Here is a 24,430-nt window from a genome sequence, read left to right on the forward strand (position 1 = left end):
GCGGCTTTGCGCCGCACCATCTTGCGGCCTTATCGGACAGGGTGGAAGCGCGGGCTCTGGCAGTCTGAATAGGTTTTGCTTCGCCCACCCGCCGCCTCATGAAAACACCGTCCGCGATCGACCCCGAGGAATTCCAGCGCCTGCTCAGCCGCAACCTGAAGCTGCCGCTGATCGGCGGCCCGATCGGCGGCCTGTTCGGGGCGGTGGTCTTTGTCGGGCTGATCCTCTACCTGCTGTCGGTGATCGGCTGGGTCGAGCACACCGACCGCGTGAGCGGCAACGCGACCGAGCTGCAGCGTCGCAGCATCGACATGGAGACCGGCATGCGCGGCTTCCTGATCACCGGCGACGAGAGCTTCCTGGAGCCCTACGACAGCGCCTTGCCGAGGGTGAAGAACGACTTCGGTGCCTTGAAGGCGCTGGTCGCGGACAACGCCGCGCAGGTCGCACGCGTCGACCGCATCGCGTCGCTGCAGGAGGCGTGGAACGAATTGGCGCGCGAGACCATCGCGCTGCGGCGCGGCGGCGGCGACCAGCAGGCGGTGAGCCTGGGCCGCGGCAAGCGGCTGACCGACGACATGCGGGGCGAATTCGCGGCCTTCATCGACGCCGAGCGCGGCCTGCGTTTCCAGCGCAACAGCGAGGTCACCCGCACCAGCATCCCGATCGTCGCGCTGTTCGTCCTGTTCACGCTCGCGACGACCGGCGTCTTGGCCAACTTCGGGCGGCGCCATCTGCTGCGCCTGTCCGAGAGCTACGACGCCGTGCTCGCCGAACAGGCGGCGCATGCCGAAATGCTGCATAGCAGGCCTGGCTGCGCGGCGCCCGGACCGAGCTCGGCACCAAGCTGATGGGCGAGCTCGGCGCGCAGGAGATGGGTCGCAAGGTGCTGGCCTTCTTCTCGCCCCACATCGGCAGCCTGGTCGGCGCGATGTACCTGCGAGAACGCCACGGCGTGCTGCACCGGGTCGCGAGCTACGGATTTTCGAGCGCGGCCGAGGCGTCGCCGCAGGTGTTCTCACCGAACGAGGGCCTGGTGGGGCAGGCGGCGTCCGAACGGCGGCTGATGCGGGTCGAGCCGGTGTCGGCCGACTACCTTCGGATCAACTCGGGCCTCGGCGACATGGCGCCGGTAGCCGCGGTGCTGCTGCCGGTGCAGAACGACGGCATCGTCAACGGCGTGATCGAGCTCGGGCTGCCGCACCCGCCCGACCAGCGCGCCTTGCAGCTGCTCGAGCTGGTGTCCGCCGGCATCGGCGGCGCGGTCGGCGCGGTGCGCTATCGCCAGCAGCTGCAGGACGCGCTGGCCGAGACCCAGCAGCTCAACGAGGAGCTGCAGGTGCAGCAGGAAGAGCTGCGCACCGCCAACGAGGGAGGAGCAATCGCGCGCGCTGCGTGCCTCGCAGGCCACGCTGGAGAACCAGCAGGCCGAGCTGGAACAGACCAACAGCCAGCTGTCCGAGCGCACCGAGGCCCTGGACCAGCGCAATGCCGCGCTGCGCAGGGCCCAGCGCGACCTCGAGGAGCCGGCCGACGAACTGCAGCGCGCGAGCCGCTACAAGTCCGAGTTCCTGGCCAAGCTGCTGGGCGACAACCGGCGCGGCAACCTCGACGCCGAGCCGGTGCGGGAGGCCGAGGACAAGGCGCCGGTGGCGCCGGGCGTGCTGTACTTCGCGCCGCCGGGCTACCACCTGTCGATCGAGCGCGACCGCCACTTCTCGCTGAGCTGCGAGCCGCCGGTGATGTTTTCGCGGCCGGCCGTCGACGTGCTGATGGCCTCCGCTGCCGATGCCTACGGCGCCGCGCTGCCTGGCGTGCTGCTCACGGGGGCCAACGAAGACGGCGCCGAGGGCCTGCTTGGCATCCGCCAGGCCGGTGGGCTGACCGTGGTCCAGGATCCGGCGGAGGCCCTCGCTTCGACCATGCCGCGCGCCGCCATCGCCTGCCACGCGCCCGATTTCGTGCTCCCGCTGCGGGACATCCGCGCCCTTCTGCTGCAACTGGATTCCGACCATGCCCATTGATGTCGAAAGCAAGCTACTGATCGTCGACGACCTGCCGGAGAACCTGCTGGCGCTCGAGGCGCTGATCCGCGGCCCGGCGCGGGCGGTGTACCAGGCCTCGTCGGCCGAGCAGGCGCTGGCGCTGCTGCTGGAGCATGAGTTCGCGCTCGCCATCCTGGACGTCCAGATGCCGGGCATGAACGGCTTCGAGCTGGCGGAGATGATGCGCGGCACCGAGCGCACGCGCCACATTCCGATCATCTTCGTGAGCGCGGCGCGCGAGATGAACTACGCCTTCAAGGGCTACGAGAGCGGCGCGGTCGATTTCCTGCAGAAGCCGCTCGATGCCCAGATGGTCAGCAGCAAGGTCAGCGTCTTCGTCGACCTCTACCGGCACCGCAAGGCGCTCAAGCACGAGATCGATGCCCTGGCCGCCTCGCACCGGCAGCAGGAGGAGCTGGTGCAGCAGCTGCAGTGCACCCAGCGCGAGCTGGAGCGCGCGGTCCGCATGCGCGACGACTTCATGTCGATGGTGTCGCACGAGCTGCGAACGCCGCTCAACACGCTGTTCCTCGAGACCCAGGTGCGCAAGCTGCACCTGTCGAAGAACAACATCGCCCCCTTCGCGCCCGATCGCCTGCCGGCGATGATTGAGCGCGACCAGCGGCAGATCCAGAACATGGTGCGGCTGATCGACGACATGCTCGACGTCACCCGGCTGCGCAGCGGCGCCTTGTCGATCCGGCCGAAGCTGGTCGACCTGGCGCTGCTCGCGCGCGGCGTGGTCGAGAACCTGGCGCAGCAGGCCGAGGCGGTGGGACCGCCGATCGGCTTCGAGGCGCCTGCCGGCGTGCAGGGCATGTGGGACGAGTTCCGCATCGAGCAGGTGTTGACCAACCTGATCACCAACGCGCTGCGCTACGGCGGCGGCAAGCCGATCGAGGTCAGCGTGTGGCTGGAGGGCGGCAAGGCACGGATGAGCGTCCGCGACCAGGGGCCCAGCATCGCCCCCGAGGATCACCAGCGGATCTTCGAGCAGTTCGAGCGCACCGACGACAGTCGAAGGCAGGCCGCGGGCCTCGGACTGGGCGTTCATCGCGCGCCAGATCGTGCGCTCGCATGGCGGCGAGATCGAACTGGAGAGCGCTCCGGGGCAGGGCGCGACCTTCAGCGTCTGGCTGCCGTTGGGCGAGGTCGACCCGCCCGCGGCCTGATGACGGGCCACGCACCGGGGCCGCGTCCTACACCTGCGCCGCAGGAGCGGCACCGATACTCTGGTGGGCTTAAATTTGGTGGAGATTTGCGAGTGAACGTCCTGATCGTCGACGACAACCAGGCCGCGGCGGACCTGCTGCAGGAACTGCTCACCCTGCAGGATCACACCGCGTGCTGCACCTACAGCGGCCRGCAGGCGCTCGACGTCGCGGCCCGCGAGCGCTTCGACGCCGCGCTGGTCGACCTGACCCTACCCGACGTCCCGGGCGCCGAGGTAGCGCGCCGGCTGCGCGCCGGCGCCCGCGGCGAACCGCCGCTGCTGGTCGCGATCTCGGGCTTCTCGGCGGACGAGGCCAGCAGCGCGGTCGGACTGTTCGACCACCACCTGCAGAAGCCGATCGATTTCGACGTTCTCGACCGCATCCTGGCGCGGCCGCTCGCGGGATGAAATCTTCTCCCGGTGCGCGCAGCTGGATGGCGGCCGGCGTGCGCCACGAGCTGCTGACCCGCGCGCTGCCGGCACTGCGCCACGACATGGCCGCACCGGTGTCCGTGATCCGCATGGGCGTGCTGCTGCTGAAGCGCCAACTCGCGGCAAGCGCCGAGACCAGCCCCGACGCTGCCGCCTGGGCCGAGCGTTTGACCCAGATCGAGGACCAGGTGGCCGCGCTCGCGGGTGGTGTGCGCTCGCTGCGCGACTGGGAACTCGCCACCCTCGACGAGGGCATCACGCGCAGCGAGCTGGTGGCGCGGTGCGCGGCGCTGATGCGGGTCGCCTTCGAACTCAACGGCATCGACCTGAAGCTCGGCGACGCCCTTGCGCCGGCCGCGGGCGACCCGCGCTTTCCGGCCGGTGCAGCGCTGCGCTACATGGTGCTGGGCGTCCTCGGCCACCTGCATGACTGCGTGCCGCATCTTGGCGAGATTTGGGTCGAGGCCGAGGGCGACGATGGGTTGCGCTTCATCGCCGGCCATGGCGCGGCGGAGCCCGTGGAACCGTTGGCGGGCGCCCACCGCGCGCCGCGTGCGCTGGCGATCGACGCCATCGCGCTGCAGGCGCTGGCCGACGGACTGGGCTATGCGGTGCTGGTGGAGGGCGAGACAGTGCGCCTGGCGCTCGGTGCCGCGATGCCGCCGGCCTGAGCGCGCGCTACGACTGCATGGACCGTTGGCCGCAAGGGCCCGCGGCCGGCGGCTCCACGGACGATGGCGGAATCGTGCCGGGACCGAGGGGATTCAATCGGTCCTCGCACTCGGCCATCATGTGGATGCTGCGCTTCACGCGCGCTGTCATCTTGTCGTTGATGTGCGTCCAGCCGCGGTACATCGGCACCACGAGCAGCCAGCCGATGCCGATCACGCCGCCCAGCGCGCCCATGTACTCCCAATGCATCGGTTCCATGTGTCCTGCTCGTTCTTCCGCATCGAGCGGATCAGGGATAGAGAAACAAATAGTAGCAATGGAAAGCAACAACAAACCGACACGATCGGCCGATCATCCCCTTTGGGGGGAGGGCGCGTCGCCCTCACGCAGGCACTGCGCGGCGGGTCGACAGCAGGGCCCGCAGCTTGGCCGGCGCCACGGGCTTGGTCAGCTGCATCACGCCGCCCTGGCGCAGCCGCTGCAAGACTTCGGGCCCGGTGGCCCCGGACACCAGCACCGGTAGCGCGTCCGGCTGGAGCTGGCGCGCCACCGCGATGACTTCCATGCCGTCTTCGTCGTGCGCCAGTTGCAGGTCGCACAGCACCACGTCGAAGTGCACGTCCTCCGCCCCGAGCCGCGACAGGGCCGCGGCTCGGGTGGCGGCGCATTCGACCTGGCAGCCCCATTGCTCGAGCAATGTGCGGCTGCCGTCGAGGATGGCCGGGTCGTCGTCCACCACTAGGCAGCGCAGGCCGGCCAGCGGCGCGGAGGCCGAGGGTTCCGGTGCCATAGTCATCACTTCACGCGGGCTCGCCGGCGGCAGCTCGATCGCGAAGGTGCTGCCGGCCTGCAGCGCGGAGCGCAGCGAGATGCGGGTACCGAGCAGGGCGGCGATGCGCGCGCAGATCGCGAGGCCGAGGCCGAAGCCCTGCCGGCGGTCGCGCTCCGTGTTCGAGACCTGGTAGAACTCCTCGAAGATGCGCGCCTGGTGAATCGGCGCGATCCCGATGCCGTTGTCGCGCACCTCGATTCGCACCGCCCCGCCGCGGCGCCTCGCCGTCACCAGCACCGTGCCTTCGGGCGGCGTGTGGCGCACCGCGTTGCTGACCAGGTTGCCGACGATCCGCAGCAGCAGCGCGGCGTCGCTGCGCACCGCAAAGCCGCGGTCGCGCCACAGCAGCCGCACCCTGGCGGCGACCGCAGGCGCTGCGTGCTGGGCTTCGAGCTGGTCGAACAGCGTCGCCAGCGACACGCCGCCGATTGCCGGCGTCAGCACCTGGGCGTCCAGCCGCGAGATCTCCAGCAGGTCGTCGAGCAGCACGCCCATGAATTCGGTCGCCTCCTGCAGCCGCAGCACGGCGGGACGCTGCACGCTCGAGGCCGTGGGCAACAGGCCGTCGATGAAGAGGCCCATCGCGTGCAGCGGCTGTCGGAGGTCGTGGCTCGCGGCCGCGAGGAAGCGGGCCCGCGACAGCGCCGCTTGCTCGGCCTCGGCCATGCGCTGCAAGGCGACCGCGGTGGCCTCGCGCACCCGCTCCTCGCTCAGCTGCCGGTTGCGCTGGAGCCGCTCGGCCAGGCGGTTGATGTCGTGCGCAAGGTTGGCGAACTCGTGCCGGGGGCGGCGGGCGCATTCGGCCGGTGCCTGCCCGACCTCGTCCTCGGCGACCACGTTGCAGCGGGCGTCGAACCGACCCGCTTCCAGCGCCGCGACCGTGCGCGAGATGCGGCGCAGCGGCTGGGCGATGGCGCGGGCCGTATGGCGCACCCAGGCCCAGGCGGCCAGCAGCGCGATCGTCGCGATGCCGATGCCGGCCATCAGCGAACGGGTGCGCTCACGATCGTAGGCGGTGGTGTCGCGGAAGGTCTGGACCAGGCCGATCGGCGTCTCGCCAGCCACCGTCGAGCCGGCCGGTGCGAAGGCGCTGGCGCGCGAGGCTTCGCGCAGCGTGACCGGGGCCGTGAACATGCGCAGCTGCGCCAGCGGTGCGGTCTTCGGGCCGGCCGTGACGTAGACGCCGGCGCTGTTGCTGATCTCGACCCGGGTCACCTGGCCGCCGCGCAGCGCCGCGTTGGCGACGTTCTGCAGCGCCGGCAGGTCGCCGGCATAGAGACTCAGGTCGGACATCGCGGCCACCTGGCGCGCCACCGCTTCGCCCTCCGCGTCGAAGGCGGCTTCGAGGGTGCTGAGGCGGCTGTGGGTGAACCAGGCGGTGAGCGCCAGCGCGACCGCCGCGCACGGCAGCACGCCGAGCCGGAACAGGTCATTGTGAAGGCTGGCGCCGACCACCAGTGCGCGCCTCTCCGGCGCGGGCGGATCGCTCGGTGGGGCGACGGCGGCAGGAACGGGAAGCCGGTGGCTGGGAGCGCTCATGGTGGGGTCGCGCTCATCGGAGGGCGCTGACCCGTGCGGTCAGCTCGCGTTCTTCGGGCAGGCGCAGGCCGAGGCCGCGCGCCACGGTGACATTGACGCGCACCGTGGCCGGCGTGGCGGCCTCGATCCGCACGCCGGGGGCGCCGTTGGCCGCGGCCAGCTTGCGGCCGAGCCCGCGAGCCTGGAGGGCGAGCTGGCTCGGGGTCGAGACTGCGGCGGCCAGCCCGCCGGAACGCACCAGGCCGTCGCTGGTGCCGAACACCGGCAGGCCGGCGCTGGCCCCGGCGCGCAGCACCGCCAGCGTCGCGGCCTGGCTGTCGCCGATCTTGTCGGGCAGCACCAGCAGTGCGTCGCTGCGTGCCACCAGCAATCGCAGCACCGCGGCCAGCGACTTGGCATCCGGTGCGTATTCGACCTGCAGGTCCCAGCCCTGGGCGGCGCGCTGCAACTCGCTGATGATCGGCTCCGACTCGGCCGTGGCGAGGACCCCGAGCCGGCGCTTGCTCGGCATCACCGCATCGATCAGCGCCAGCTGGTCGGCCATCGCCGGCTCGCGCAGCAGCACGCCGACCTGGCGCTCCGGGCGCCGCAGGGCGGCTGTGCCCTTGAGGCTCTCGTAGTCGAGCCGGCTCAGCATAGCGAGCACCAGCGGATCCTGGCCCGGCCGCTCGATCGCCGTGCGTGCGGCGCTCAGTCCGACGGCCATCGTGATGACGGCCGGCGCCGTGCTCGCCGCGGCGTCCTCGACCGTGCTTTCGCCGGTTTCGAGGCGCACCACCGTGAACGGGCTGCCGGCGTCCTGGGTGTCGCGCAGGTGGCGGACGAAGTCGGCATGGGCGGCCGTTTCATCCGCCATCAGCACCGTGAGCCCGACCGCCTGCGCGCCGCCGCACAGCCATGCTGCGCAGGCGATCAACAGGAGGGCGCGCTGCCTTCGCAGCAGCGTGGGGAGACGGTTCGCAAACATGGACTGCTTCCGCAGGGGCTGAGGCATCCAATGTACGGAGGCGGCCGTTTTGGCGCGATAAGGCAGAGGGCTTATGTCCTGCCACGGTCCGCGGCGTTGCAGGGCGGCAACGGGGAAATTCGGTCTATGCCGGACGACGTAATGAGGCTCAGGCGGCGGTCGCGAAGGCGCTCTGCGCGGCGGCCAACTGGGCCTGTATCGCTTGGCGCAGCACCCTCGGCGACACCGGCTTGTAGAGCACCGCGACACCGGCGCTGGCGACTTCGCGCAGGCGGTCGGGCTTGGTCTCGCCTGTCACCAGCAGGCGTGCGGTCGTGGGCCCGATGCCGCGCGGATGGCGCTCCAGCGCGGCGAGCACGTCGAGGCCGTTGTCGCCGCCCTGCAGCAGCAGGTCGCTCACCACGACGTCGGGCGGACGGGTCCAGGCGTCGGCCAGGGCCAGGGCCTCGGCGCGACTCTGGGCGGCCATCACCTGCGCGCCCCAGTTCGCCAGCACGACCTGCAAGCCCTCGAGGATGGTGCGTTCGTCGTCGATCACCAGTACCACGACGTCGGCCAGGCTGCGGTCCTCCTCGGCCGGCAGGCCGGCCGCTAGCGCCAGCGACGGCGCCGGCACCGGCGCGGGCTGCACCGCCCGCACCGGCACGCGCACGCAGGTGCCCTTGTTTGGCCGCGAATTCAACTCGACCCGGGTGTTCAAGAGGGCCGCGAGCCGCTGCACGGTCGCCAGGCCCAGGCCCATGCCGCGCGCCTCGCGGCCGCCCGGCCGGGCCTGCGGCTCGACCTGGTAGAACTCCTCGAAGACCCGTCGCTGATGATGGGGCGCGATGCCGATGCCGGTGTCCCAGACCTCGACGCGGATCGCCTTGCCGCGCCGCCGCGCGCCGACCACGATCCCGCCCTCGGTGGTATGGCGCAGCGAGTTCGACACCAGGTTGTTGAGAATTCGCGACAGCATCACGTAGTCGCAGCGCACCCAGGCATCGGTCTTTCGCACCACCAGCCGCAGGTTCTTCTGCTCCGCCACCGCGCGAAAATTGCGGCTGATCTCGTCGAACAGGGTGTCGAGCGCGAAATCGGTCCACTGCGGCTGCAGCACGCCGGCGTCCAGCTGCGACAGATTCAGCAGCTCCGAGAACAGCCGGTCCAGCGATTCGACGCATTCTCGGATATGGCCGATGCGCTGCAGCCGCACCGGGTCGGTCTCGCCCTTGGTCAGCCCGTCGGAAAACAGGGTCAGCGCGTGCAACGGCTGCCGCAGGTCGTGGCTGGCGGCGGCCAGCAGCCGCGTCTTGGCCTGGCTGGCGACCTCGAGCTGCTTGTTCTTGCTGGCCAGTTCGGCGGTCGCATGCAAGATGCGGCTCTCGAGCTGGTTGCGGCTGTCGAGCAGGGCGCGTGCCGCCAGGTTGAAGCCGTGCTGCAGCCGCCGCACCTCGGCCGTGCCCTCGACCTCCACCTGTGCGTCCTCGCCAGCGCCCAGCCGGTCGACCGCCTCGCCGAGCGCCTGGATCGGCGCACTGATGCGCCGCGCCGCCCACCAGCCCGCCAGCCCGACCCCGACCAGGCTGGCGCCCAGCACCAGCACGACGTTGAACCAGACCGCCCGCTTGGCGCTCGTCACCGCGTCGAGGCTCATCTCGACCATCACCTTGCCGTTGTGCTTGCCATCTTCGGCGGTGATCGGCGCGACCACCTGCAGGCCTTCCCCGCGCTGCCGGTCCACGGTTTCCGCATTGGCGACGATTTCCCCCTCTTCCGACCAGATCTGCACCTGCTGCACGTGCGGCTGGTAGCTGCCCGACTGCGCCGTGCGCTGCAGGGCCCGCCGGTCCATGTGCTGCATCTGCGACTGCGCCACGGTCGCCACCTGCAGTGCCACGGTCTGGGCATTGGCGCGCATCAGTTCGGTCAGGTTCTCCAGGTGCTGGCGCGTCAGCACCGCGATCGCGCCCAGGGTCGCGACGGTGGCGGGCAGCAGCGCCAGCAGGACGAGCTGTTGCGCCAGCGTCAGGCCCGCCAGCAGTCGAAGGGCGCGGAACGACCAGCTCATCGAGGAGCGAAGGTGGCTGTGGCGATCAGCCATCGGACGGCCCGCAAATGCGCATGGAGTGAGGAAAATGGCACGTTTAACGCCTAAGTTGGTTTCTAATTGTGTTGTAGGCAGCACCACTTTGACCAGCCCGTTCGGGCCGCCGTCCGGCCGATGCTTCCAGAAAGATGCAGCTTCCCCACTCTTGCGCCTTCCGCGCCTCCCCTTTGCCCAAGGCCTTCCGACCGGATCGGCTCGGCGCCGGGGTGATGCGCGTGCGGGCCTGGCTGCTGCGCGCCGGGGTCGCCGCACTGCTCGGGTGGCAGCTCGGCGTGGCGGCGCAGACCCCCGGCGGCACCGAGGCCACCGCTCCCGTGCGCTTCGGGATCCTGCCGCTGGGCGGGGCCTTCGAGTCGCGCAACGACTGGGAGCCGCTGCTGGCCGACCTGCAGCGCGCCATCGGTCGTCCGGTCACGATGCTGTCGGTGACCTCGTACGAGGCCCTGGAGCAGGCGATCCAGCGCAACCAGGTCGACATGGCCTTCCTGTCCGGCAAGATGGCGCTCGATGCCGTGACGCTGCGCCGCATGAAGGTGCTGGCACAGGTGACCCGCCATGACGGGCTGCCCGGCTACCGGGCGCTGCTGCTGACGCGCAAGTCCGGCCCCCACAGCACCCTCAAGAGCCTGTTGACCGAACCCGGGGACTGGCGCCTGGCGCGTGGCGAAAGCCGTTCGGTGTCGGGTTTCATCGTGCCCCAGTTGCAGCTTTTCCTGCCCAACCACATCGCGATGGAGACCCGCTTCCGCAGCGAGTTGGTCGGCACCCACCAGGTGACCGCGCTCGCCGTGGCGAACGGCGAGGCAGATGTCGCCACCAACAACACAGCCGACTTCGAGCGCTTCCGGCAGCAGTTCCCGTCCGAGGCCGATCGCCTCCAGGTGATCTGGGAATCGGAGCTGATCCCGCATGCGCAGATCGTCATCCGGCGCGACTACGGTCCCGAGTTCGAGAAGAGGGTGCAGCTCTTCCTGGTCGAGTACGCCCGCGGCAAGGGCCCGCGCGGCGACAACGAGCGGGCGGTGCTGAAGTCGCTGCACGATCTGGCCGGCTTCGTCGCGGCCGACAACAGCTCGCTGCTGCCGGCCGCCAAGCTGGCCTATCAATTGGCACGGCAGAGCGCCATGACCTCGCAATGGGTCAACGAGGCGGCGCGCCAGGCGCGCCTGCAGCGCATCGAGTCCACCTACGCCGAACAGGTCGGGGCGCTGCGCGCGGGGGCGCCGTGATCGCATGCTGAGATCGGGGATCCGAGCCATCGCGCGTCTCGCGCTGGCGGCCGCGCTGGCCTGGCAGGCGACAGCCGGGGCCGAGGCCGTCCGCCCGGCGCCGCCGGCCGAGTTGCGATTCGGCGTGATGCCAATCGGTGGCGTTGTCGAGTCGCGCGAGAACTGGACGCCGCTGCTGGCCGACTTGAGCCGCGCGATCGGCCGGCCCGTGACGGTTCATTCGGCCGTCACCTACCAATCCCTGGGCGAGGCCATCCGGCAGCGCCAGGTCGACCTGAGCCTGCTGTCGGCCCAGCTCGCGCTGGACGCCGTCGCCCAGCGGCGCATGAACGTGCTGGCCGAGGTGCAGCGGCACACCGGCACGCCCGACCATCGGGCCGTGCTGCTGGTGCGCAAGAGCGGTCCGCGCAACCCGCTCCAGGACCTGCTTGCCCATCCCGAGCAATGGCGCCTGGCGCGCGGCGACAACCGGTCCGTGTCCGGGTTCATCCTGCCGCAGGTCCAGTTGTTCCTGCCGAACCGGATCGTGATGGAGACCCGCTTCAAGAGCGAGATCGTCGGCACCCACCAGACCACCGCGCTGGCGGTGGCCAATGGCGATGCCGACGTGGCGACCAACAACACCACCGATTTCGAGCGTTTCCGCGAGCAGTTCCCGGTCGAGGCCGAACGCCTGCAGGTGATCTGGCAGTCGGAGCCGACGCCACCGGTGCCGTTCGTGGTGCGCGCCGACCTTCCGACGGAACTGCAGAGGAAGCTGCGCAGTTTCCTGGCCGGATACGGGCGCGGCCAGGGGCCGCGGGCCGAGGCCCAGCGCGAAGTGCTGAAGGCACTGCGCGCGTCCCTGGGCTTTGTCGCGGCCGACAACAAGGCGCTGCTGCCGGCTGCCACGCTGCAATACCAGCTTGCGAGGCAGAGCGCACTCAATGCGCAATGGGTCAGCGAGGCGGCGCGCCAGGCCCGGTTGCAGCGCATCGAGGCCGCCTATGCCGAGCAAGTCGCGGTGTTGCGGAGCGACTGAGGGGTAGCCGCAGCGCAGGAAGACCCTGCCTAGGGCACTTGCGGCTGCGCCAGCAGCCAGTCCGGCGGCGCATAGATGTCGGCGAAGCGGACGCGTCCGATCGAGTAGTGGATCTCCGTGCCCGCCGGCAGGCCGATCGCCGGCAGCGTGGATTGCAGCAGCGCCCGCCCGGCGGCGATGTCCGAGACGTCGATGTCGACCCGGGTGAAGGCGACCCGTCGCCGGCCGCGGCGGGTCGCCTCGCCCAGCGATTCCCCCCAGCCGAGCACCGAGCCGATCCCGCGGCCGCGCAGCGCCTCGTCGATGCGCTCCTCGCGCTGGTGCCAGCGGTCGTCCACGTCCTCGACCACCGGAATCTTGACGACCATGAACTCGCGGCGCCCGTAGCCGGTGATGTCGGAAGAGGAATCGGTCGGCAGTCCCATGGGCGCCATTCTCGGGCAGCGTTGTCCGGCTTGCGTCGCGGCGTCCGATCCCGTACGCTGGCCCGATGCGCCCAGGCGCCGAGGAGACAGCCCATGCCAAGCCGATCGAACGGCCAGACGGCCGAAATGGAAGCGGTGCGAACCCTGGCGCTCGTCGGCGCCTCGGCCACCGGCAAGACCTCCCTCGCCGAGGCCCTGTTGCACAAGGCCGGCGCCATCGGAGCGCGCGGCAGCGTCGAGCGCGGCACCACCGTGAGCGACCACGACCCCCTCGAGCGCCGCATGCAGCATTCGCTCAATGCCTCGGTGATGCACCTGATGCATGCCGGCACGCGGGTGCATTTCATCGACACCCCGGGCGGGGCCGATTTCCTCGGCCAGAGCCTGCCGCCGCTGGAGGCCGTGGAGACTGCGGCCGTGGTCATCAACGCCGCCACCGGGATCGAGCCGATGACGCTGCGGATGATGGCCTATGCGGCCGAGCGGCATCTGGCGCGGATGGTCATCGTCAACAAGATCGACACCCAGGGCGTCGACCTAGCCGGCCTGCTGGTGCAGATCCAGGCCGCCTTCGGGCGCGAATGCCTGCCGCTGAACCTGCCGGCCGCCGGCGGCACCGAGGTGATCGACTGCTTCTTCAATCGCGAGGGCCAGTCCGACCTCGGCAGCGTCGAGGACGCGCACCGGGCCCTGGTCGAGCAGGTGGTCGAGGTCGACGCGGCCTTCGTCGACCGCTACCTGTCCGAGGGCGACGTCGATGCCGCCGAGCTGCATGCACCGCTCGAGCAGGCCCTGCGCGAAGGCCACCTGATCCCGGTTTGCTTCGTCTCGGCCCGCAGCGGCGCCGGCCTTTCGGAATTGCTCGACGTCGTCGTCAAGCTGCTGCCCGATCCGACCGAGGCCAACCCGCCCGATTTCCTGCTCGGCGAGGGCGCGGCCGCGCAGCCGATGCAGGCCCGGCCCGATCCCTCGCTGCACGTGCTGGCGCACGTCTTCAAGGTCACGGTCGATCCCTACGTGGGCAAGCTCGGCATCTTCCGTGTCCACCAGGGGACGGTCACGCGCGACAGCCAGCTCTACGTCGGCGACGGCCGCAAGCCCTTCAAGGTCGGCCACCTGTTCATGCTCCAGGGCAAGGACCACGTCGAGGTGGCGCGGGCGCTGCCGGGCGACATCGTGGCGGTGGCCAAGGTCGAGGAGATCCACTACGACGCCGTGCTGCACGACGCCGCCGAGGACGACCACGTGTACTTGGCGCCGCTGGCCTTCCCGGTGCCGGTGCACGGCCTGGCGGTCGAACCCAAGCGCCACGGCGACGAACAGCGGGCCTGGGAGATCCTCGCCAAGCTGGTCGCCGAGGATCCCTGCCTGCGCGTCGAGCATGTCGTGGCCACCAACGAGACCATCATCTACGGCCTCGGCGAGCTGCACCTGCGCGTGATGCTCGAGCGCCTGCGCGAGGTCTACCGCTTCGACGTCGACACCCGGCCGCCGCGCATCGCCTACCGCGAGACCGTGACTGCGCCGGCCGAGGGCCATCATCGCCACAAGAAGCAGACCGGCGGCGCCGGCCAGTTCGGCGAGGTCTTCCTGCGCATCGAGCCGCTGGCGCGGGGCGGCGGCTTCGAGTTCGCCGACGAGGTCAAGGGCGGCGCGATCCCGGGCCAGTTCATCCCGGCGGTCGAGAAGGGCGTGCGCGAAGTGCTGGTCTCGGGCGCTATCGCCGGCTATCCGGTGGTCGACATCCGCGTGGTGGTGCACGACGGCAAGCACCACAGCGTCGACAGCAAGGACATCGCCTTCGCGACGGCCGGGCGCAAGGCCTTCATGGCCGCGATCCGGGCGGCGCGGCCGATCGTGCTCGAGCCGATCGTGCAGATCGAGATCGCCGCGCCCGACAATGCGATCGGCGACGTCACCGGCGACCTGTCGTCGCGCCGTGGGCTGGTCACGGGCACCGCGAACGGCGGTGCCGGCACGGTGGTGGTTCGCGGCCAGGTGCCGATGTCGGAGCTGGCCAGCTACCAGTCGCGGCTCAACGCCATGACCAGCGGCCAGGGCCGCTACACCATCGCGCTGTCGCACTACGAGGCGGTGCCGCCGGCCACCCAGCAGACTCTGATGGGGCAGTACCGGGTGCGCGACGATGAATGATGAAGTGTTAGGCCTGGGTCTCAGCTCGCGAGTGGTTGGTCGGCCGGCAGGAAGCGATCGAACAAGTCGGCGATGAAGGCGCCGCCGGCCGCCGCCGAGGGCGCCGCCGTCAGGTAGAGCCCGCGCCAGCGCGGCGCCCGTGCGCTTCTGGGTGCGGCGAACAGGCGCAGTGCCAGCAGCTGCAAGCCGGGCCGCAGGTCCCGCAGTCGTTCCGTGAAGCTGTGGATGGCCCATCGCCGGACCGGGTCTTTCTCGCCGCGCAGCAGCGCCATGCGCAGAGCATGGAGTTGGACGTCCAGTTCGCCGAAGATGCCGTCGAGCCGGTCGCCGGCGTCGATGCCGGCCGGCGTGTCGTCCGCCAGGCGGTGGCCCAGCGCCTGTCCGAGCGCCTCCGCCGGCAACGCGCCGCGCGCCGTCGCATAGCCCTCCAGCCGCTCCAGCCCCGTCACCACCAGGTAGACCGGCAGCAGGACCCGCAATTGCTCGGCCACCTCGTCGATCCGCTGGCGCAGCCGCAGCGCGAGCGATTCCGTGGCTCCGGGGTCGCCGAGCACCGTGGCGGCCGCGACGCAGGCCACGATGCCATTGAGCGGCAGGCGCTCGCGACGCTCGGCCAGCTCCAGCAGCGCGCGATGCCAGCGGCCGCGCTCGCGGGGGTCGGCGGGATCGCCGAGCGCGGCCGGGCCGATCTCGATCGCGATCGTCGATTGCATGAAGTGCCAGCGCCACAGGCCGTCCTCGCTGCCGGGGAGGGATGCGGCCGCACCGGCCCCGACCAGCAGACCGGGGAGGTCGGCCGGCGCATCGCCGAGGAACATGAACCACGGGATCGCATAGAGCGATCGACGCCGCGCCTGGGGCGCCGACGCGTGCGGCGCCGCGCGGCGGGCGCGGGCCATGGCCTCCTGCATGCCGACCAGGTCCAGCGGCGCCGGCGCGGCTTCGGCATCAAAGGCCGCGATGCGCCGGCGCAGCAGCCGCCGCCTTCGTATGCGGCCGGACGCCAGCACGAACCACCATAGGGCGAGGAAGGCCAGCACGCACAAGCCCGTGAGGCTCCAGAAATGCGGCGGCAAGGAGGAGGCGGTAATCATCGGGCGGAGGTGCCTGGGCTCAGCGCGCCACGGTCTGGAGGAAGACCACCTCGGCAACCACGCGGGCGCCGAATTCGCCGATCGCCAGCGCTTCGCGCAAGCGCTGGAGGTAGGCCGAGGCCAGTTCGAAAGGCGGCCGGTCGACCGCCTCGGCGAAGGGCATGGGCGAGGACAGCGCCGTCACCAGAACCGTGCCGAAGGGCGGCGCGGAGAGCCAGCTCGAGGGGACGTCGCGCCCGAGTTCGAGGGTTTCGCCAGCGCGCACGCGCGGTTGCACCGGCCCGGCATTGAGATTGAGATGCATCACGGCGCCATCGGCCGTGTAGTAGTCGACCCACAGATAGCCGTCGCGTTGCGCGTTCCTGACCTCGATCAGGACCGGGTCGCCTTCGCGCAGCCGGCCTGTCGGCGCCGTGGGCGTCGCGATGGACAGGCCCGGCGCGTTCTCCCGGTTGCGCGCCTGGTAGGGCTTCAGCAGCGCCAGCACCTCGCAGTGCGGCCAGATCCGCAGTTGGAGGTCGAACACGGCGGTGTTCACCCCCGGCAGGGCCAGCACGTCGCGCTGCACCCGGTCGGTCTCCTCGGCGCGCGAGACGAAGCCCTGCACCTGTGCCGCGCCGTCCGCCGTGACCGTGGCCGAGAGGTCCGCGCAGGCATAGGTCTGGAGTTGCTGCTCGACGCGCTGGGCCAGCGTCGGCGGCTCTTCGCGCGGGCCCGCCAACAGGGACCACAGCAAGTAGGCGAGCGGGAGCAGCAGCGCCAGCGCGCCGCCGGCGCGCAGCACGGTGCGTTCGCGCCGCTGCGGGTCGCGCGGCCCGGGCGGATCGGGCAGGCTGTAGGGTTGCGGCGTGATCCGCTCCTGCGCGAGGGGGTCGAGCCGGGCCGGACGCAGCGCGAGCTGCTCGTCGTGCAGGGTCTTGAGCTTGCCGAGCTCGCCGCCATCGCCGCACTCGAAGTAGTACTGGCCCTTGAATCCGAGCGCCAGCGCGTGCCAGAAGACTTCCCGGACCTCGTCGTTGCCGGCCGCCAGTGCCGACAGGTGGTGGAAGAACTCGGTGTGCGCGTTGTTGGAATTGAACACCTGCTGTTCCAGCGGCGCCCCCTCGCCGGCCTTGCAGCCGGGGTGCCGCGCCAGGATCTCGTCGATCCAGGCGACCATCGCGAACCGGGCCGATTCGATCGCAGTGGCCGGGTGGCCGAGCGCCCGTGCCGCTTCACGGGCTTCCTCGAGCAGGCCGAGCGCCTGCTGCCGGGCGGACTCGCAGCCGGGCTCGGCCCGGCCTGCGGCGATCGATGCATCCAGTCCGAGGCCGAACGCGATCAGCCTGGAAAAGCAATCGAGCAGGCGAGCCATTCAGCGCTCGCTGCTAGGCGTTGCTGGGGATCGGAGTCTGGCTGCTGCGCCTGTGTCGTTGGCACATGCCCACGTTCCCGGTCGATTTTGGATGTGGATCATTCTTTCATTGCCGCGGGCTGGCGCCATATCGCTTGGGAGCTATGTCGTTCGGGGAGCGAATTCCGCCTTGATGCGCGTCCCGTTCGCCGTTATCGTCGGCCTGCCTTCATTTATCAATGACGCTGGGGAAAGCCATGAAAATCCTGATCGCCGACGACCACCGGCTCGTCATCGAGGCGGTCAAGGCCAAGTTGTCCGAGCTCGAGCCCGGCATCGACTTCGTCCTGGCCATGAGCGTCGACGAACTGCTCAACGGTGCCTCCGACGACCTCGATCTGGCCGTGATCGACCTCAACATGCCCGGTGCCGAAGGCCAGGCCCACATCGACGAGATCCGCCGCCGCCATCCCGCCGTGCCGGTCATCGTGCTCTCGGGCTACGAAGATCCCGCCGTGATGCGCAGCGCGCTCGAGCGCGGCGTGCTGGGCTTCATTCCCAAGGCCTRTTCGCCGGAAGTGATGCTGTCGGCGGTGCGCCTGGTGCTGGCGGGCGGGGTCTACGTGCCGCCCATGATGCTGTCGTCGCTGCCGCCCGGCGTGGTCGCCGGAATCCCTGGCGCCGGCGCGGCCGGCGACGGTGCCTCGCGCGGCTCGTCCGCGGCCACCGTGCAGACCCTCGAGCACCTGCGCAACGTGTTGACCGAGCGCCAGGTCGAAGTGCTGCAGCTGCTGTCGCAGGGCAAGCCCAACAAGCTGATCGGACGTGCGCTCGGCATCAGCGAAGGCACGGTCAAGATCCACCTGGCGGCGATCTTTCGCGCGCTCAATGTACGCAACCGCACCGAGGCGGTGGTCGCGGCCCAGACCGTGACCGAAGCCTAGACTAGGGCGCCGCGTACTTCTTCTCCAATTCGTCCAGCGCCGGCTTGCCGACCAGCCGCTGGCGCTCCGCGAAGCTGACGACCAGCGCCGGATCCTCGTCGATGCGGCGGTCGTCGCGCAGCACGGTCAGTGCCTTCTGCATGCCGGCCACCGCGCCCTGCAGCGCCGCGTTGGCGTAGAGCACGATGCCGTAGCCGAGTTCGGCCAGCTCGGCGGCGCCGGTGATCGGCGTCTTGCCGCCGATCACCATGTTCATGAGCTGCGGCCTGGCAAGGCGCTGCGGCAGCGCCCGGATCTGCTCGGCGGTGGTCACGGCCTCGACGAACAGGATGTCGGCACCGGCTTCGCTGAGCTGTTGCGCCCGCTCGACTGCGGCCTCGAAGCCCAGGGTCGCGCAGGCGTCGGTGCGGGCCAGGATCAGCAGGTCCGGGTCGGCCCGGGCATCGACCGCGGCCTTGATCTTCGCCACGGCCTCGTCGGTGCCGATCACCTCCTTGCCGGCGAAGTGGCCGCAGCGCTTGGGCGCCACTTGGTCCTCGAACTGGATGCAGTCGGCGCCAGCACGCTCCAGCGTGCGCACCGTGTGCCTCACGTTGAGCGCGTTGCCGAAGCCGGTGTCGGCGTCGACGATCAGCGGCAGCGCCACGGCATCGCGGATGCGCGCCGTGTGGTCGGCGATCTCGTGCAGCCCCATGAAGCCCTGGTCGGGCAGGCCGAACCACATGTTAGTGACGCCGGCGCCCGTGACGTAGATCGCCTCGAAGCCGAGGTCCTCGACCACCCGCGCCGACAGCGCGTTGAAGGCGCCGGGCACCAGCACGCTGCGCCGTGCTTCTACCAGTGCGCGCAAGGTTTTTCTAGTGTGTGTCATATCCGTTTTCCACCACGCTATCGCGGGACCCGCGGCGCATGAAAGGTTGCTGAAATTCGGTGCAGGCTTTCGGGGCGCGTGCCGAGGCCACCGGGTGGCCCCCTCCGCGAATGCGCCCCGGCTTCGCCTCGTCCTTTATTTCGCTGCGGGGGCCACCCGATGCCCTCGGCACGGGTAACGCTGTGTCGTGATCCCGCCCCGGTTCGGCCGCCTCATCCAGGCCGCATCGAATCGACAAGCCCGCTTTCATCCTCAGATCACGTAGAGGTCGAGGTACGCGCTGACCGGCATTTCTTCGAGTGCCCGAGGGTCGAGCGACACCGCGAGGATCGCGTCCTGCTGCTTCTTCGGGAAGCGGCGCGCGAGGTTGGTGCGGAACTTGGCCTCGAGCAGCGGAATGCCTTCGGCACGGCGCCGCTTGTGGCCGATCGGGTACTCGACCGCGACTTCGGCGAGCCGGCTGCCATCCTTGAACTCGACCGTGAGCGCGTTCGCGATGCTGCGCTTCTCGGGGTCGTGATAGTCCTGCGTGTAGCGGGGGTCCTCGACGCAATGGATCTTCGCGCGCAAGGCATCGATGCGCGGGTCGGCCGCCACGCCGTCCTCGTAGTCGGAGGCCTGGAGCCGGCCGAAGATCAGCGGCACCGCCACCATGTACTGGATGCAGTGGTCGCGGTCGGCTTCGTTGTTCAGCGGGCCCTGCTTGTCGATGATGCGGATGCAGGCCTCGTGGGTGCGGATGGTGATCCGCTCGATGTCCTCCACCGCCTTGCCGGCGGCCTTCAGCTGCGCGTGCAGCTCAACTGCCGCCTCGACCGCGGTCTGGCTGTGGAACTCGGCCGGGAAGCTGATCTTGAACAGCACGTTCTCCGCCACATAGCTGCCGTACGGCCGCTGGAAGCGGAAGGGCTGGCCCTTGAACAGCACGTCGTAGAAGCCCCATGTCTTCGCGCTCAGCGCCGAGGGGTAGCCCATCTCGCCGGTCTGCGCGATCAGCGCCAGCCGCACGGCGCGGCTGGTGGCGTCGCCGGCCGCCCAGCTCTTGCGGCTGCCGGCGTTCGGCGCGTGGCGGTAGGTGCGCAGTGACTGGCCATCGACCCAGGCCAGCGACACCGCGGCCAGGGTCTCGTCGCGGCTCAGGCCCAGCATCTGCGACACCACCGCAGTCGAAGCCACCTTGACCAGCAGCACGTGGTCGAGGCCGACCTTGTTGAAGGAATTCTCGAGCGCGATCACGCCCTGGATCTCGTGCGCCTTGACGATCGCCGTGAGCACCTCGCGCATCAGCAGCGGCTCGCGGCCCGCCGCGACGGCGCTGCGGCTCGCCCAGTCGGCGACGGCCAGGATGCCACCCAGGTTGTCGCTCGGGTGGCCCCACTCGGCCGCCAGCCAGGTGTCGTTGAAGTCCAGCCAGCGGATCAGGGCGCCGATGTCGAAGGCGGCCTGCACCGGGTCGAGCTGGAACTGCGTGCCCGGCACCCGGGCGCCGTTCGGCACGACGGTGCCCTTGACGATCGGGCCGAGCAGCTTGCAGGCCGCCGGATATTCCAGCGCCTCGAGGCCGCAGCCCAGAGTGTCGATCAGGATGTGGCGGGCTGTGTCCAGGGCCAGTCTGGATTCGACCTGGTAGCCGAGTGCGTAGTCGACGATGTCGACGATGACGGAGTCCCATTCGGGGCGAACGTTGCTGATGTGTGCGGACATGCGGGTGCTGAAGAAGTGGGAAAAAGGGAGGGGGACAGGCGTCGCGGTTACTGGCGCTCCGCCATCGGCACGTAGGCGAGATCTTCCGGGCCGGTGTAGTTCGCGCTCGGCCGGATGATCTTGTTGTCGATGCGCTGCTCGATGATGTGGGCCGCCCAGCCCGAGGTACGCGCAATGACGAACAGCGGCGTGAACATGGCCGTGGGCACGCCCATCATGTGGTAGCTCACGGCGCTGAACCAGTCGAGGTTGGGGAACATCTTCTTGGCCTCCCACATGACCGTCTCCAGCCGCTCGGCGATGTCGAACATCTTGGTCGAGCCGGCTTCGGTCGACAGCGATCTGGCGACCCCCTTGATAACCTCATTGCGCGGATCGCTCACCGTGTAGACCGGGTGGCCGAAGCCGATCACCACCTCCTTCGCCTCGACCCGGCGGCGGATGTCGGCCTCGGCCTCGTCGGGCGAGTCGTAGCGCTTCTGGATCTCGAAGGCCACTTCGTTGGCGCCGCCGTGCTTCGGTCCGCGCAGCGCACCGATCGCGCCCGTGATCGCGGAGTAGACGTCGGCGCCGGTGCCCGCCACCACGCGGGCGGCGAAGGTGCTGGCGTTGAACTCGTGCTCCGCATAGAGATTCAGCGACGTATGCATCGCGCGCTCCCACGCGGGCGAGGGCTTACGTCCGTGCAGCAGGTGCAGGAAGTGCGCGCCGATCGAGTCGTCGTCGGTCTCGACCTCGATGCGCCGGCCCTGCGTCGACCAGTGGTACCAGTAGAGCAGCATCGAGCCGAGCGAGGCCATCAGGCGGTCGGCGATGTCGCGCGCGCCGGGCACGTTATGGTCGTCCTTCTCAGGCAGCATGCAGCCCAGGGTCGAGACGCCGGTGCGCATCACGTCCATCGGGTGGGCGCTCGCGGGCAGTTGCTCGAGCGCTTCCTTGAGGCTCGCGGGGAGGCCGCGCAGGGCCTTGAGCCGGCTCTTGTAGGCCCGTAGCTCGGCGGCGCTCGGCAGCTTGCCGTGCACCAGCAGGTGGGCGATCTCCTCGAACTCGCAGACCTCGGCGATGTCCAGGATGTCGTAGCCGCGGTAGTGCAGGTCGTTGCCAGTGCGCCCGACGCTGCACAGCGCGGTGTTGCCCGCGGTGACGCCGGACAGCGCGACGGATTTCTTTGGCTTGAAGCCGGAGGGAGAAGCAAGCGTGTTCATGGTTCGCAATCTACGCATTTGCAGACCCATAATGAAGGACTGAAATAGCGAAGAGATGCGAATGGAAACGTACTGTATTGCGAAGTTTGCGAATTTCTTGGGTCCGGCCTGATGCGCAAGACCTTCATGGGCGTGCGCCTGCGCAAGCTGCGGGCCGAGCGTGGCCTGAGCCAGGTGGCGCTGGCTCATGCGCTGGGCCTGTCGCCGAGCTACCTGAACCAGATCGAGCAGAACCAGCGGCCGCTCACCGTCGCCGTGCTGCTCAGGATCAGCCGCGCGCTTGGTGTCGACGTGCAGCAGTTTTCCGAAGATGAGGAGGCGCGGCTGGTGGCCGACCTGCGCGATGCGCTGGCCGACAACCCGGGTGGAGAGGTGGTGTCGCTGCCCGAGTTGCGCGAAGTCGCCTCGCAGATGCCGGCCGTCGGTCGCGCGCTGCTGGCGCTTCATCGCCGTCACCAGGAGGCAATGGCGCGGCTGGAGACCATGGCGGCCGAGCTCGGCGACGGCCGCGGCGATCTCGCGGGCGTGCGTCCCATGCCCTTCGAGCGGGTGCGCGACTTCTTCTTCGCCCATCAGAACTATTTCGACCCGCTCGACGCCGCCGCCGAGGGGCTGGCTTCGGAGGCACGCGGCCACGGCGGGCCGCTGGGCGAATGGCTGCTGCAGCGGCTCATGAAGCAGCACGGCGTGCGCGTCATTCCGGCGGATGAGGCTGTCGCGGACAGCCAGCGGCGCTACGACCCGGCGTACCGCGTGCTGCGCCTGTCGACCGGTCTCGAGGCGGGCCAGCAGGTCTTCCAGCTGGCGACGCAGCTCGCGCTGCTGGAGCAATCCGCCTTGATCGAATCGCTGGTCGATGGCGCGGGCTTCGACGACGCGCCGGCGCACGGTCTGGCGCGCATCGGCCTGGCCAACTATTTCGCGGGCGCCTTGCTGCTGCCCTACGGCCTCTTCCTCGAGGCGGCCGAGACCTTGCGCTACGACATCGACCAGCTCGCGCGCCGCTTCGGCGTCGGCTTCGAGACCATCTGCCACCGGCTCAGCACGCTGCAGCGGCCACAGTCGCCCGGCGTGCCCTTCTTCTTCATCCGCGTCGACCGGGCCGGCAACATCTCCAAGCGGCAGTCGGCGACGCACTTCCACTTCTCGAAGACCGGCGGCACCTGCCCGCTGTGGAATGTCTACGAGGCCTTCGCGCAGCCCGGACGCATCCTGCCGCAGCTCGCGCGCATGCCCGACGGCCGGGCCTACCTCTGGATCGCGCGCACCGTGTCGCACGGGCAGCGCGGCTACGGCTCGCCGAGCAAGACCTTCTCGATCGGCCTCGGCTGCGACATCCGCTACGCGCCGCGGCTGGTGTATTCGAAAGGCCTCGACCTCAAGGACCCGGAAGTGCCGACGCCGATCGGCATGGGCTGCAAGGTCTGCGAGCGGGTCGCCTGCCCGCAGCGCGCGTTCCCGTTCATCGGCCGTCCGCTGGACGTCAACGAGAACGAGAGCCGCTTCACGCCGTACGCGGTAGCGGACGAGAAGCCTGGGCGCTGAGCTCGCTGCGCAGCAGGCGCGCTGCCGCCACCATGTTGGCGAGCGCCGCCTCTGTCTCCGGCCAGCCACGCGTCTTCAGGCCGCAATCCGGATTGATCCAGAGCCTTTCCACCGGCACCACCGCGGCCGCCTTACGCATCAACCGCACCATCTCGTCGGTGCCCGGGATGCGCGGCGAGTGGATGTCGTAGACGCCGGGGCCGATCTCGTTCGGATAGTCGAAGTCGCCGAAGCCGCGCAGCAGATCCATGTCGGAGCGGCTGGTCTCGATGGTGATGACGTCCGCATCCATGGCCGCGATCTCCGGCAGGATGTCGTTGAATTCCGAATAGCACATGTGGGTGTGGATCTGGGTCCGGTCGGCCACGCCCGAGGCGCTGATTCGGAACGACCGGGTCGCGCCCTCGAGGTAGTTCTTCCAGCCCGCGCACCGCAGTGGCAGGCCTTCGCGGATCGCCGGCTCGTCGATCTGGATGATGCCGATGCCGGCCTGTTCGAGGTCCGCCACCTCGTCGCGGATCGCCCAGGCGATCTGCTCGGTCGTGAGGCTGCGCGGCTGGTCGTCGCGCACGAAGGACCACTGCAGGATCGTGACCGGGCCGGTCAGCATGCCCTTCATCGGCCGCTTGGTGAGGCTCTGGGCGTAGGCGGTCCACGCGACCGTCATCGGCGCCGGCCGGGCGACGTCGCCGAAGATCAGCGGCGGCTTGACGCAGCGCGAGCCGTAGGACTGCACCCAGCCGTTGGCCGTGAAGGCGAAGCCGTCGAGTTGCTCGCCGAAGTACTCGACCATGTCGTTGCGCTCGGCCTCGCCATGCACCAGCACGTCGATGCCGAGTTCTTCCTGCTTGTGCACCGCCAGCGCGATCTCGTCCTGCATCTTCTCGCGGTAGCCGGAGGCGTCGAGTTCGCCGCGCTTGAAAGCGGCGCGCGCCGCGCGGATCGCGCGCGTCTGCGGGAACGATCCGATGGTCGTGGTGGGCAGCGGCGGCAGCGCGAAACGGGCGCGCTGCTCGGCCTGGCGCTGCGTGAAGGCGGACACGCGGCGGTCGTCGCCGGCCACGCTGCGCGCCAGGCGCAAGGCGACATCGGCGCGGTGCACGCGCGGGCTGGCGC

Annotated in this window: 18 protein-coding genes and 4 pseudogenes; 11 read left to right on the forward strand and 11 right to left on the reverse strand. The window is 70.0% G+C overall.

The window, feature by feature from the left end; all coding sequences use genetic code 11:
* Nucleotides 1–98 precede the first annotated feature (98 nt).
* The 6 genes and pseudogenes from AC1DY5_RS08070 (at nt 99) to AC1DY5_RS08095 (ending at nt 4,361) form a co-directional block, all read left to right on the forward strand.
* The gene (locus tag AC1DY5_RS08070; RefSeq protein WP_478110550.1) at nt 99–851 is read left to right on the forward strand and encodes a CHASE3 domain-containing protein; all 753 of its coding nucleotides are present in this window, start codon (nt 99–101) and stop codon (nt 849–851) included.
* Between the two features lie 23 nt (nt 852–874).
* Nucleotides 875–1,204, forward strand: a pseudogene (locus tag AC1DY5_RS08075) (GAF domain-containing protein); the annotation flags it as partial.
* 415 nt (nt 1,205–1,619) lie between these two features.
* Nucleotides 1,620–2,024, forward strand: a pseudogene (locus tag AC1DY5_RS08080) (chemotaxis protein CheB); the annotation flags it as partial.
* Nucleotides 2,014–3,217: pseudogene (locus tag AC1DY5_RS08085) on the forward strand (hybrid sensor histidine kinase/response regulator). The pseudogenes AC1DY5_RS08080 and AC1DY5_RS08085, both read left to right, overlap by 11 nt.
* Nucleotides 3,218–3,327: 110 nt before the next feature.
* Nucleotides 3,328–3,666, forward strand: a pseudogene (locus AC1DY5_RS08090) (response regulator); the annotation flags it as partial.
* Nucleotides 3,663–4,361, forward strand: a complete 699-nt coding sequence (locus tag AC1DY5_RS08095; protein WP_478110552.1) for a hypothetical protein — start codon at nt 3,663–3,665, stop codon at nt 4,359–4,361. The pseudogene AC1DY5_RS08090 and the gene AC1DY5_RS08095, both read left to right, overlap by 4 nt.
* A 7-nt stretch (nt 4,362–4,368) precedes the next feature.
* On the opposite strand, the gene AC1DY5_RS08100 is transcribed toward AC1DY5_RS08095, so the two are convergent.
* The 4 genes from AC1DY5_RS08100 to AC1DY5_RS08115 form a co-directional block, all read right to left on the reverse strand.
* Complete coding sequence (locus AC1DY5_RS08100; protein ID WP_478110554.1) at nt 4,369–4,620, reverse strand: hypothetical protein; 252 nt, start codon at nt 4,618–4,620, stop codon at nt 4,369–4,371.
* Between the two features lie 124 nt (nt 4,621–4,744).
* Nucleotides 4,745–6,733 carry a sensor histidine kinase gene (locus tag AC1DY5_RS08105; RefSeq protein ID WP_478110556.1) on the reverse strand — a complete coding sequence of 663 codons (1,989 nt, stop codon included), beginning with the start codon at nt 6,731–6,733 and terminating at the stop codon, nt 4,745–4,747.
* A gap of 13 nt (nt 6,734–6,746) precedes the next feature.
* On the reverse strand, nt 6,747–7,700 hold the full coding sequence (locus AC1DY5_RS08110) for an ABC transporter substrate-binding protein (RefSeq protein WP_478110559.1): 954 nt from the start codon (nt 7,698–7,700) through the stop codon (nt 6,747–6,749).
* 148 nt (nt 7,701–7,848) lie between these two features.
* Entirely contained in the window at nt 7,849–9,750 is a 1,902-nt protein-coding gene (locus tag AC1DY5_RS08115) for an ATP-binding response regulator (protein WP_478110562.1), read from the reverse strand.
* A gap of 248 nt (nt 9,751–9,998) precedes the next feature.
* On the opposite strand from AC1DY5_RS08115, the gene phnD reads away from it, so the two are divergent.
* Nucleotides 9,999–11,018 (forward strand): phosphate/phosphite/phosphonate ABC transporter substrate-binding protein, encoded by a 1,020-nt coding sequence (gene phnD / locus AC1DY5_RS08120; RefSeq protein WP_478110590.1) that lies wholly within the window; start codon nt 9,999–10,001, stop codon nt 11,016–11,018.
* 4 nt (nt 11,019–11,022) lie between these two features.
* A complete protein-coding gene (locus AC1DY5_RS08125) occupies nt 11,023–12,039 on the forward strand; it encodes a phosphate/phosphite/phosphonate ABC transporter substrate-binding protein (RefSeq protein ID WP_478110566.1) in 1,017 nt (338 codons plus the stop codon).
* Nucleotides 12,040–12,068: 29 nt separating this feature from the next.
* Here the strand turns inward: AC1DY5_RS08125 and AC1DY5_RS08130 are convergent, their stop codons facing one another.
* Nucleotides 12,069–12,464: a hypothetical protein gene (locus tag AC1DY5_RS08130; RefSeq protein ID WP_478110569.1), complete on the reverse strand. Its 396-nt coding sequence runs from the start codon at nt 12,462–12,464 to the stop codon at nt 12,069–12,071.
* A gap of 93 nt (nt 12,465–12,557) precedes the next feature.
* Here AC1DY5_RS08130 and fusA point away from each other — a divergent pair, with 93 nt between their 5' ends.
* Nucleotides 12,558–14,618: an elongation factor G gene (gene fusA, locus AC1DY5_RS08135; RefSeq protein WP_478110571.1), complete on the forward strand. Its 2,061-nt coding sequence runs from the start codon at nt 12,558–12,560 to the stop codon at nt 14,616–14,618.
* Between the two features lie 20 nt (nt 14,619–14,638).
* On the opposite strand, the gene AC1DY5_RS08140 is transcribed toward fusA, so the two are convergent.
* Complete coding sequence (locus AC1DY5_RS08140; RefSeq protein WP_478110573.1) at nt 14,639–15,712, reverse strand: type VI secretion system protein; 1,074 nt, start codon at nt 15,710–15,712, stop codon at nt 14,639–14,641.
* A 19-nt stretch (nt 15,713–15,731) separates the two neighbouring features.
* Nucleotides 15,732–17,066 (reverse strand): DotU family type IV/VI secretion system protein, encoded by a 1,335-nt coding sequence (locus tag AC1DY5_RS08145; protein ID WP_478110575.1) that lies wholly within the window; start codon nt 17,064–17,066, stop codon nt 15,732–15,734.
* 236 nt (nt 17,067–17,302) lie between these two features.
* On the opposite strand from AC1DY5_RS08145, the gene AC1DY5_RS08150 reads away from it, so the two are divergent.
* Nucleotides 17,303–17,989 (forward strand): LuxR C-terminal-related transcriptional regulator, encoded by a 687-nt coding sequence (locus AC1DY5_RS08150; protein WP_478110577.1) that lies wholly within the window; start codon nt 17,303–17,305, stop codon nt 17,987–17,989.
* 1 nt (nt 17,990) lies between these two features.
* Here AC1DY5_RS08150 and AC1DY5_RS08155 read toward each other — a convergent pair whose 3' ends face one another.
* The 3 genes from AC1DY5_RS08155 to prpC all read right to left on the reverse strand — a co-directional run bounded on the left by AC1DY5_RS08155 (nt 17,991) and on the right by prpC (nt 21,769).
* The gene (locus AC1DY5_RS08155; protein WP_478110579.1) at nt 17,991–18,860 is read right to left on the reverse strand and encodes an isocitrate lyase/PEP mutase family protein; all 870 of its coding nucleotides are present in this window, start codon (nt 18,858–18,860) and stop codon (nt 17,991–17,993) included.
* Nucleotides 18,861–19,112: 252 nt separating this feature from the next.
* A complete protein-coding gene (locus AC1DY5_RS08160; protein WP_478110581.1) occupies nt 19,113–20,564 on the reverse strand; it encodes a bifunctional 2-methylcitrate dehydratase/aconitate hydratase in 1,452 nt (483 codons plus the stop codon).
* Nucleotides 20,565–20,611: 47 nt separating this feature from the next.
* Complete coding sequence (prpC, locus tag AC1DY5_RS08165; RefSeq protein WP_478110583.1) at nt 20,612–21,769, reverse strand: bifunctional 2-methylcitrate synthase/citrate synthase; 1,158 nt, start codon at nt 21,767–21,769, stop codon at nt 20,612–20,614.
* A 111-nt stretch (nt 21,770–21,880) separates the two neighbouring features.
* On the opposite strand from prpC, the gene AC1DY5_RS08170 reads away from it, so the two are divergent.
* Entirely contained in the window at nt 21,881–23,314 is a 1,434-nt protein-coding gene (locus AC1DY5_RS08170; RefSeq protein ID WP_478110585.1) for a short-chain fatty acyl-CoA regulator family protein, read from the forward strand.
* Here the strand turns inward: AC1DY5_RS08170 and metE are convergent.
* On the reverse strand, nt 23,274–24,430 hold a 1,157-nt coding region (metE, locus tag AC1DY5_RS08175), incomplete at its 5' end, for a 5-methyltetrahydropteroyltriglutamate--homocysteine S-methyltransferase (protein WP_478110588.1). The genes AC1DY5_RS08170 and metE overlap by 41 nt on opposite strands.

The sequence above is a fragment of the Variovorax sp. P4_D9 genome (assembly GCF_056401695.1).